The sequence below is a fragment of the Microtetraspora sp. AC03309 genome, assembly GCF_020826795.1.
Classification (GTDB): Bacteria; Actinomycetota; Actinomycetes; order Streptosporangiales; family Streptosporangiaceae; genus Microtetraspora; species Microtetraspora glauca.
In genome coordinates this window covers 1-603 of record NZ_JADDIL010000367.1, presented here as the reverse complement: position 1 = coordinate 603, position 603 = coordinate 1, and the positions used below count along the sequence as shown (strand labels likewise).

General features: G+C 64.3%; 1 protein-coding gene. It reads left to right on the top strand.

What is annotated here, in order from left to right; genetic code table 11:
- Positions 1-23: 23 nt before the first annotated feature.
- A partial coding sequence (locus IMZ11_RS43375) for a hypothetical protein (RefSeq protein WP_308066920.1) occupies positions 24-603 on the top strand: 580 nt, incomplete at its 3' end.

Below are 603 nucleotides of genomic sequence, written 5' to 3'. Positions count from 1 at the left end.
CGTCTGTGCCCATGCGAGTAGGCGTGTATATCGACGGTTTCAATCTCTACTACGGCGGCCGCGGCCTGTGCGGAAAAGGCACGGCCGGGTGGCGGTGGCTCGACCTGCGCGGCCTGGGGGCGCGCCTGGTGGCCAATCACTCGACCTGGGCCGGGGCCACCATTGAGCGGGTCGTCTACTGCACGGCCGCCATTTCCGGCGCAGATAACCCGGTCGGCAACAAGGAACAAGACGCTTACCTGCGCGCTCTCAAGCGGGCCAGCAGCGCGGACCACATCGAAATGGGTAACTACGTGCGGCGCGTAGCGCGCGCACCCCTGGCCACAGAAGACAAGAAAGGGCGGCCGGTGCTGACAACACCGTCCTGGCCAGTCACCGTCAAAGACGGTGCAGGCCAGGACGATCCCCATGCGCAATTCTTTGTGTCGGTCGCCCGGCGCGAGGAGAAGGGTTCCGACGTGAACGTCGCTGCGCATCTGCTGCTTGATGTCCTCGAACAACGCATCGACGCGGCCGTAATGATCAGCAATGACAGTGACTTGCAATTCCCGGTGCAGACCGCGCGCGATCGCGTCCCAGTCGGGACCATCAACCCCTCACGCA